The following is an 8,528-nucleotide window of genomic DNA, read 5'->3' on the forward strand; positions in this document are numbered from 1 at the left end:
CGCCCATGCAGCTCCATGACCGCAAGCTCGGTCCCCCGCGCGGCCAGCTCCCGTGCCAGGCGCCGAATCTCGGCCACCCCAGGCAGTATCGCCAGGACGTCTCCCGCTTCCGCTTGCATTGCCTGCTGTATCGCCGTGCACTGCTGGCGCGGCGCATCCCGGCCGCCACTGACGGGAAAATATCGCGTCGCCACGGGATACGCCCGGCCAGGGCAATCGATCACCGGTGTCTCCCTGCCCAACACCCCGAGCAGGGCGTCCACGTCCAGGGTCGCCGACATCACCAGCAGGCGCAGGTCGTCGCGCACCGACTGGGCATCCAGCGCCAACGCCAGGCCCAGGTCCGCCTCCAGGCTGCGCTCGTGAAACTCGTCGAAGAGGATGCCCGCCACACCCTCGAGCAGGGGATCGTCCTGCAGCATGCGGGTCAACACCCCCTGGGTGACGACCTCGAGGCGCGTAGTGGCACCGACTCGACTCTCGCCCCGCATGCGGTAGCCGACGGTCTCCCCCACCGGTTCACCGAGGCTCTCGGCCATGAAACCGGCAGCCAGCCTGGCGGCCACGCGGCGGGGCTCCAGCAGCAGCAGCTTGCCCTGGCCGCACCAGGCGCCTCGAGCAGTGCCAGGGGAACCCGGGTGGTCTTCCCTGCGCCGGGTTCGGCCACCAGCAGCGCACGGGAATGACTGGCAAGCGCCTGGCAGATCTCATCCAGTCTGGCCTCGATCGGCAGTGCCAATGACGACGATGTCATCGAATTGTCATCAAAAGTCATATACGATTTACCATATATTTCCGGGCTTTAGCACAGGAGCAACACCATGACCCTTCGCATCGGCATCAACGGTTTCGGCCGTATCGGTCGCCTGGCACTTCGTGCCGGCTGGCACAACAAGGACCTGAAGTTCGTGCAGGTCAATGACCCCGGTGGCGATGCCGCCACCTTCGCCCACCTGCTGCAGTTCGACTCGGTGCATGGCCAGTGGACCGGTGGCGGCGATGATATCACGGCCACCGAGGACGCCCTGCTCGTCGCCGACCGGAGGATCACCTTCACCGCCAACCGTGACATTGCCGACACGGACTGGTCGGGCTGCGACGTGGTGATCGAGGCCTCGGGCAAGATGAAGTCGTCCGACACCCTGCAGGCCTACCTCGACCAGGGCGTGAAGCGGGTGGTGGTCAGTGCCCCGGTCAAGGAGGAAGGCGTGCTCAACGTGGTGGTGGGGGTCAACGATCACCTCTTCGACCCGGCCCGCCACCGCATCGTCACCGCGGCGAGCTGCACCACCAACTGCCTGGCACCGGTGGTCAAGGTGATCCACGAGAAACTCGGCATCCGCCACGGCTCCATGACCACCATCCACGACATCACCAATACCCAGGTCATCCTCGATGCTCCGCACAAGGATCTTCGCCGGGCCCGCGCCTGCGGCATGAGCCTGATTCCGACGACCACCGGATCGGCCAAGGCAATCACCGCGATCTTCCCGGAGCTCACCGGCAAGCTGAACGGCCATGCCGTGCGGGTGCCGCTGGCCAACGCCTCGCTCACCGACATGGTCTTCGAGGTCCAGCGCGAGACCACGGTGGAGGAAGTGAACAGCCTGCTCAAGGAGGCCGCCGAGGGCGAGCTTGCCGGCATCCTGGGCTATGAGGCGCGCCCGCTGGTCTCCATCGACTACCGCAGCGACCCACGCAGCTCCATCGTCGATGCCCTCTCCACCATGGTGGTGGCGGGCACCCAGGTGAAACTCTACGCCTGGTACGACAATGAGTACGGCTACGCCTGCCGCACCGTGGAGCTGGCCGCCATGGTGGGGAACGCCGACGCATGATCGCTCGCGTCGCCGCCCTGCCCCGGGAGATACGCCAGTACCTGCTGGTTACCGGCAACTATTGGGCCTTCACGCTCACCGACGGCGCCCTGCGCATGCTGGTGGTGCTCTATTTCCACAGCTTGGGCTATTCGGCGCTGGAGGTGGCGCTGCTTTTCCTGTTCTACGAGTTCTTCGGTGTAGTGACCAACCTGGTGGGCGGCTGGCTCGGTGCCCGGCTGGGACTCAACCGCACCATGAACCTGGGCCTGGGCCTGCAGGTATTCGCACTTGCCATGCTGCTGGTACCGGTGGCCTGGCTGAGCGTGCCCTGGGTCATGGCCGCCCAGGCGCTCTCCGGGATCGCCAAGGATCTCAACAAGATGAGCGCGAAAAGCGCCATCAAGACCCTGGTGCCGGCCGGCGACGCCGGCCATCAGTCACTCTACCGCTGGGTGGCGCTGCTCACGGGTTCGAAGAACGCGCTGAAGGGTGTGGGCTTCTTCATGGGTGGGCTATTGCTGACGCTGATCGGCTTCCAGGGGGCGATACTCGCCATGGCGGTGATGCTCGCCGGCGTGCTCGGGCTATCGCTCTTGCGTCTAGATGCCGACCTGGGCCGCGCCAAGGCCAAGCCGAAGTTTCGCGAGATCCTCTCCAAGAGCCGCGCCATCAATATCCTGTCGGCGGCACGGCTCTGCCTGTTCGGTGCGCGGGACGTCTGGTTCGTGGTAGCGCTGCCGGTGTTTCTTGCCACTCAGTTCGGCTGGGACAGCTGGCGCGTGGGCGGTTTCCTGGCCTTGTGGGTGATCGGCTACGGCGCGGTGCAGGCGGTGGCGCCACGGATTACCGGTCACCATGCGGGCCGCTCGGCGGCCATCCTGTGGGCAGCGGGGCTCGCCGCCCTGCCGGCACTGATCGCGCTCTTCCTCGAGATGCAACCCCACCTGCACTGCTCGGCGGGCTGCTGCTGTTCGGTGCCGTCTTTGCGGTGAACTCGAGCCTGCACAGCTTTCTCATCGTGAAGATGGCCCGCGCCGACGGCGTCTCGCTGGACGTGGGCTTCTACTACATGGCCAACGCCATGGGGCGACTGATCGGCACCCTGCTTTCCGGCTGGCTCTACATGACCGGCGGACTCGTCGCCACGCTATGGGTATCCAGCGCCATGCTCGTCGCTACCGTGGCGATCAGCCTGGCACTGCCGCGGGAGACGTGACGCCGACAATAACGCCTTGCGTTATATAACGCAAGGCGTTAACGTTGATGCATACGTCCAATGGACTGTGACGATGATTACATCCTTCAAGGATAAGCAGGCTTCCATGATCGCCCAGGGCCGGGTAGCGAAACGCCTGCCGCGGGACATGCAGCGCAGTGCGCTGAAGAAACTCCGCCAGCTGCATGCCGCCGCCACGCTGGACGATCTACGGATACCCGCCCGGCAATCGCCTCGAGGCCCTGCAGGGCGAACGTAAGGGGCAGTACAGCATCCGCATCAACGACCAGTGGCGGCTCTGCTTCCGCTTCGGGGATGGCAATGCCTGGGACGTGGAAATCGTCGACTACCATTGAGGAGGTTCCCATGAGCCAAGCCGTCGAACATCTGCCAATGTGCATCCCGGCGAGATCCTGCTCGAGGATTTCATCGAACCGATGGGGCTGACCAAGAACGCCCTGGCCACAGCCATCGGCGTGCCCGCCACGCGGATCGGCGAGATCGCCCGAGGCAAGCGGGCCATCACCGCCGACACCGATCTGCGCCTGTCGCGGTTTCTGGGTACCAGCGAAGGCTACTGGCTACGCCTGCAGAACGCCTACGATCTGGAAGAAGCCCGTCGTCAGGGTGACTATCGCCATATCAAGCCCCGCGCGGCCTGACCCCACACCCCTTGAGGATCACCTGGGTCAGGAACCGGGTGATTCGCTCCACGTCGGCGTCGGAAATCTCGTCCTTGCCGGTGATGCCCAGCACCTGGGCCTCGAAGTCGGCATAGTGCTGGGTGGCCGACCAGATCAGGAAGATCAGCCACACCGGATCGACCGGGTCCATCAGGCCGCGCTCGGCCCACTGTTCGAAGATCTTCGCCCTGGCGTGCACCCATTCACGCAGCTCTCCGCGCAGATAGGCCTGGAGGAATGGCGCCCCGCCGAGAATTTCGGCGGCGAACAGTCGCGAGCCTTCCGGATGACGCCGCGACAGCTGCATCTTGCTGCGAATGAAGGCTTCCAGCACATCGGCAGGATCGTCCTCCACGCTGATGTCGTCGAGCAGCGCGTTCCAGCGCGCCATCATGCGTTCCAGCAGGCGTACGTAGAGGCCGCGCTTGTTGCCCATGTAGTAGAGGACGTTGGACTTGGGCAACCCTGCGGCTTCAGCGATGGCCTGCACGCTGGCACCGCGATAGCCATACTGGGCGAAGACCCGTTCGGCTGCCGCCAGGATCTCGCGTTCGTTGCGCTCACGGGTGCCACCGTTACCCTCGACACCGCCGCGGGAGCGGCTCTCTTTTTCAATAGCTGGCAGTTCTGACATCGAGTGGCCTCTGCCCTTGTTGCGTTTCGGTAAAGCAAAGAGAGTGCCCCACCCCGGGGTTTGCTGCAAACAGGTGGCGTCCGCAGCCAGGATACTGCGTTCCTCCGTTTCAAGCTCCGCAGCCTGCCGAGACCGCCTGGCGCCTGCCTGCAAAGCCCCGGTTCGATCGTACAAAGCCCGCCCCAGGACTTGCAAAGTGCGACATTCTGGCCCATGCTGAAATCATCCTGACCATTTGGTCAGCTTCACTATGTAAGCTTCGTCAAGACACAGGCTTCCGCATAACGAACAACAGCAAGCTCCATCTCAGCTTGAATAACAGGCTCAACAAGAGACACGGCGATGATCGACTTCCTGCTCAACGGACAACCGCGCCATTGCGAGGCGAGCCCCGAAACCAGCGTGCTTGAACTGCTGCGCGAAACCCTTGGCGCCACGGGCACCAAGGAGGGTTGCGCCTCCGGCGACTGCGGCGCCTGCACCGTGGCCATCGGCGAAACGGGCCCCGACGACGAAGTGCGCTACCACAGTGCCAATGCCTGCATCACCCCGGCCCACCAGCTGCAGGGACGTCACCTGGTCACCGTGGACGGCCTCGCCGACGGCGATAGCCTGCATCCCGCCCAGGCGGCCATGGTCGAGTGCCATGGCAGCCAGTGCGGCTTCTGTACCCCGGGCATCGTCATGTCGCTGTTCACCCTTCATGAGCAGCAGCGTCGGCAGGCCGACAAGGCCCTGGCACCGCTGACGCCACAGCGTCTCGAGGCCGCCCTGGGGGGGAATCTCTGCCGCTGCACCGGCTACCGCCCGATCCGCGACGCCGCCCTGACCATGCATGAGCATCCCGAACATCGCCTCCTGTGGATGGACGCCGCCGCCCCAGCGCCGAAAGCCGAACCTGTCGTCTGTGAAAGCCCCTTTGCCCAGCCGACCACGCTCGCCGAATTGACCGAGTGCCTGGCGCGTCATCCCGAGGCGCGGCTGGTTGCCGGCGCCACCGACCTGTGGCTGGAGAGCACCCAGCGGCTGGTACGCTTCGAGCGGCTGATCGATGTCACTCGCGTCGCGGAGCTGAACGTCATCGAGGAAACCACTCTCGAGGATGGCCGCAAGGGCTGGTGGATCGGCGCTGCCGTGACCTACTCGCGTATCGAGCCGCTGCTAGAGGAACACTTCGACGCCTTCGCCCACCTGCTGCATCGGCTGGGCTCCTCCCAGATTCGTAACCGGGGCACCCTGGGCGGCAACGTGGCCAACGCCTCGCCCATCGGCGACACCCCGCCGGTGCTGCTGGCGCTGGGCTCGCGCCTGAGACTGGTCGGCCCCGAGGGTGAACGCGAACTACCCCTCGACGACTTTTTCCTGGACTACAAGCGTACCGCCCTGCAGCAGGGCGAGGCGATCCGCGCCCTGTTCCTGCCTCACCCCGCCCCGGGGGAAACGCTCAAGGTATGGAAGCTGTCCAAACGGCGTGAGGACGATATTTCCGCCGTGCTGGGGGCCTTCGCCTGGCGCCTGGAGGATGGGGTCCTGCGCGATGTCCGTCTGGCCTTTGGCGGCATGGCCGCCATCCCCAAACGCGCAACCCGGGCCGAGGCGGCGCTGGAAGGCAAGGTGCCCTCGTCGGCGGCCTTCCAGGAGGCTCGGCTGGCGCTGTCCCAGGACTTCCAGCCCATGTCGGATGTTCGCGGCAGTGCCCACTATCGCCAGCTTTCTGCCGCCAACCTGCTCGAACGCCTGCGCCTGGTCATTGCCCAGGACGCCACAGACAGCCCCGGGAGGTGATGCTCCATGCGTACGCTCACTAAGCTGAACAAAGACGCCGTCGAAGATGTGAGCGCCGACTCGGTGGCAGCCCGCCACGAGCTCGACGGTCGCATCAAGGGCGACGGCCCCCTGGCGCGGGACACGCTCCCCTCTACCAATACGCACCCGCACTCCCAGGCCCATGAGAGCGCGGTCAAGCATGTCACCGGCCGGGCCGCCTACATCGACGACCTGAGCGCCCCGGCGGATTGCCTGCATGTTGCCCTCGGCCTCTCTCCCGTCGCCCATGGCCGACTGACCCGCCTCGACCTGGACAAGGTCCGCGCCATGCCCGGCGTCGTGGATGTCATCGCCGTCGGCGATGTGCCCGGTCATACCGATATCGGCCCCGTATTCCCCGGCGACCCCATCTTTGTCGAGGAAGAGATCAGCTACGTCGGCCAGGTCATCTTCGCCGTGGCCGCCGAGAGTCATCGCGCCGCTAGGGAAGCCGTCCAGGCGGCAGTCGTGGAGATCGACGAGCAGACGGCCTGTCTCGACCCGGTGGCCGCGGCCGAGCGGGAAGAGTTCGTGCGCCCCACTCACGTGCAGCAGAGCGGCGACTGGGAGCAGGCGCTGAAGAATGCCACCCTGGTGGTGGAGGACGAGCAGTTCGTCGGCGGCCAGGAGCACTTCTACCTGGAGGGCCAGGCCTGCCTGGTGCAGCCCACCGAGGACGAGGGCGTGGTGGTGTTCACCTCCAACCAGCACCCCAGCGAGACCCAGAAACTGGTGGCCGAAGTGCTGGGCATCCCGTTCCATGCCGTGACGGTGGAAGTGCGCCGCATGGGCGGCGGTTTCGGCGGCAAGGAGACCCAGGCCTCGCCTGGGCCTGCATCGCCGCGCTGATCGCCCGCCGCACCGGCCGTACCACCCGTGTACGCCTTGCCCCGTGCCGAGGACATGCGCGCCACCGGCAAGCGCCACCCCTTCCATAACCGCTACCGGCTGGGAGTCGACGATCAGGGCGTGATCCTGGGCGGCGAGATCACCGTGATCGGCGACTGCGGCTACTCGCCCGACCTCTCCGACGCCATCGTCGACCGGGCCATGTTCCACAGCGACAATGCCTACTCGCTGGGCGAGGCCCGCGTGACGGGCCACCGGGCCCGCACCCATACCGCATCGAACACCGCCTTCCGCGGCTTCGGCGGCCCCCAGGGCATGATGGTGATCGAGGCGGCCATGGACGACATCGCCCGGCGCATCGGCGAGGACCCGCTGACGGTGCGCAAGCGCAACTTCTACCGCCCCGACCGCCAGACCACCCACTACGGCCAGCGGGTGGACCAGATCGCCCTGCTCCGCGAACTCGTCGAGCAGCTCGAGACCAGCAGCGACTACTGGACGCGGCGCCGCGCCATTACCGAATTCAACGCCGAGAGCCCGGTCGTCAAGCGCGGCCTGGCGCTGACACCGGTGAAATTCGGCATCTCGTTCACCGCCAAGCACCTCAACCAGGCCGGTGCGCTGCTGCACGTCTATACCGACGGCAGCGTGATGATCAATCACGGCGGCACCGAGATGGGCCAGGGCCTGCACACCAAGATCTGTCAGGTAGCCGCCCGCGAGCTGGGCCTCGACACCTCGGAGGTGCGCATCACCGCGACGCGTACCGACAAGGTGCCCAACACCTCGCCCACCGCGGCCTCCAGCGGCGCCGACCTCAACGGCCAGGCGGCACGGGACGCCTGCGTGAAGCTCAAGGAGCGGCTGTTCGACTTCGCCCACGAGCACCTCTACCAGGACCATGGGCTCGACCGCGAGGACATGCGCCTCGAAGCCGGGCACCTGGTGGCCGGCCATGGCGAGAGCGAGCACCGCATTTCCTGGGGCGAGCTGGTGCAGGCGGCCTACCTCAACCGCATCTCGCTTTCCGAGAAGGGCTTCTACGCCACGCCGCTGATCCACTACGACCGCAACGTGGGCCAGGGCCGCCCCTTCTACTACTACGCCTTCGGCGCCGCCGTGGCGGAAGTCAGCGTCGATACCCTCACCGGCGAGTACCAGGTGGACCGGGTCGATATCCTTCACGACGTGGGCGACTCGCTCAATCCGGCCATCGACATCGGCCAGGTGGAGGGCGGCTTCATCCAGGGCATGGGCTGGCTCACCAGCGAGGAGCTGAAGTGGAACGAGGCCGGCCGGCTGATCTCCGACGGCCCCGCCACCTACAAGATCCCCACCTACGGCGACCTGCCGCCGGTGTTCAACGTCAAGCTGATGGAGGGGCACCCCAACTCCATGGCCAGCATCTATCGCTCCAAGGCCGTGGGCGAGCCCCCCTTCATGCTCGGCATGGCGGTGTGGTCGGCCCTGCGTGACGCCCTGGCGAGCCTGGCCGACTACGCCGAGGCACCACGCCTGGA

At 66.1% G+C, this 8,528-nt stretch carries 4 protein-coding genes and 4 pseudogenes; 6 read left to right on the forward strand and 2 right to left on the reverse strand.

Features of this window, described 5'->3' with window-relative positions; translation table 11 throughout:
- A pseudogene (locus tag Q427_RS22320) lies at positions 1-566 on the reverse strand (ATP-dependent helicase HrpB); the annotation flags it as partial.
- Between the two features lie 255 nt (positions 567-821).
- On the opposite strand from Q427_RS22320, the gene Q427_RS22325 reads away from it, so the two are divergent.
- From Q427_RS22325 to Q427_RS22340, 4 genes and pseudogenes are all read left to right on the forward strand, one after another.
- Positions 822-1,838 (forward strand): ArsJ-associated glyceraldehyde-3-phosphate dehydrogenase, encoded by a 1,017-nt coding sequence (locus tag Q427_RS22325; RefSeq protein ID WP_043517396.1) that lies wholly within the window; start codon positions 822-824, stop codon positions 1,836-1,838.
- A pseudogene (gene arsJ, locus Q427_RS22330) lies at positions 1,835-3,036 on the forward strand (organoarsenical effux MFS transporter ArsJ). The gene Q427_RS22325 and the pseudogene arsJ overlap by 4 nt, the downstream one beginning before the upstream one ends.
- A gap of 185 nt (positions 3,037-3,221) precedes the next feature.
- On the forward strand, positions 3,222-3,392 hold the full coding sequence (locus Q427_RS34635) for a type II toxin-antitoxin system RelE/ParE family toxin (RefSeq protein WP_231613859.1): 171 nt from the start codon (positions 3,222-3,224) through the stop codon (positions 3,390-3,392).
- 39 nt (positions 3,393-3,431) lie between these two features.
- Positions 3,432-3,698 carry a HigA family addiction module antitoxin gene (locus Q427_RS22340; RefSeq protein ID WP_043517398.1) on the forward strand — a complete coding sequence of 89 codons (267 nt, stop codon included), beginning with the start codon at positions 3,432-3,434 and terminating at the stop codon, positions 3,696-3,698.
- Here the strand turns inward: Q427_RS22340 and Q427_RS22345 are convergent.
- Positions 3,679-4,353 carry a TetR/AcrR family transcriptional regulator gene (locus Q427_RS22345; RefSeq protein ID WP_043517399.1) on the reverse strand — a complete coding sequence of 225 codons (675 nt, stop codon included), beginning with the start codon at positions 4,351-4,353 and terminating at the stop codon, positions 3,679-3,681. The two genes, Q427_RS22340 and Q427_RS22345, sit on opposite strands and share 20 nt — an antisense overlap.
- A 342-nt stretch (positions 4,354-4,695) precedes the next feature.
- Here Q427_RS22345 and xdhA point away from each other — a divergent pair.
- Positions 4,696-6,161, forward strand: a pseudogene (xdhA, locus tag Q427_RS22350) (xanthine dehydrogenase small subunit).
- Positions 6,145-8,528: pseudogene (gene xdhB / locus Q427_RS37095) on the forward strand (xanthine dehydrogenase molybdopterin binding subunit); the annotation flags it as partial. The pseudogenes xdhA and xdhB, both read left to right, overlap by 17 nt.

The organism is Halomonas sp. BC04, assembly GCF_000568385.1.

Bases quoted from the DNA above. Each gene is read 5' to 3' on its own strand.
- Q427_RS22325 (WP_043517396.1), top strand. From the start codon at position 822: ATGACCCTTCGCATCGGCATCAACGGTTTCGGCCGTATCGGTCGCCTG.
- Q427_RS34635 (WP_231613859.1), top strand. From the start codon at position 3,222: ATGCCGCCGCCACGCTGGACGATCTACGGATACCCGCCCGGCAATCGC.
- Q427_RS22345 (WP_043517399.1), bottom strand. From the start codon at position 4,353: ATGTCAGAACTGCCAGCTATTGAAAAAGAGAGCCGCTCCCGCGGCGGT.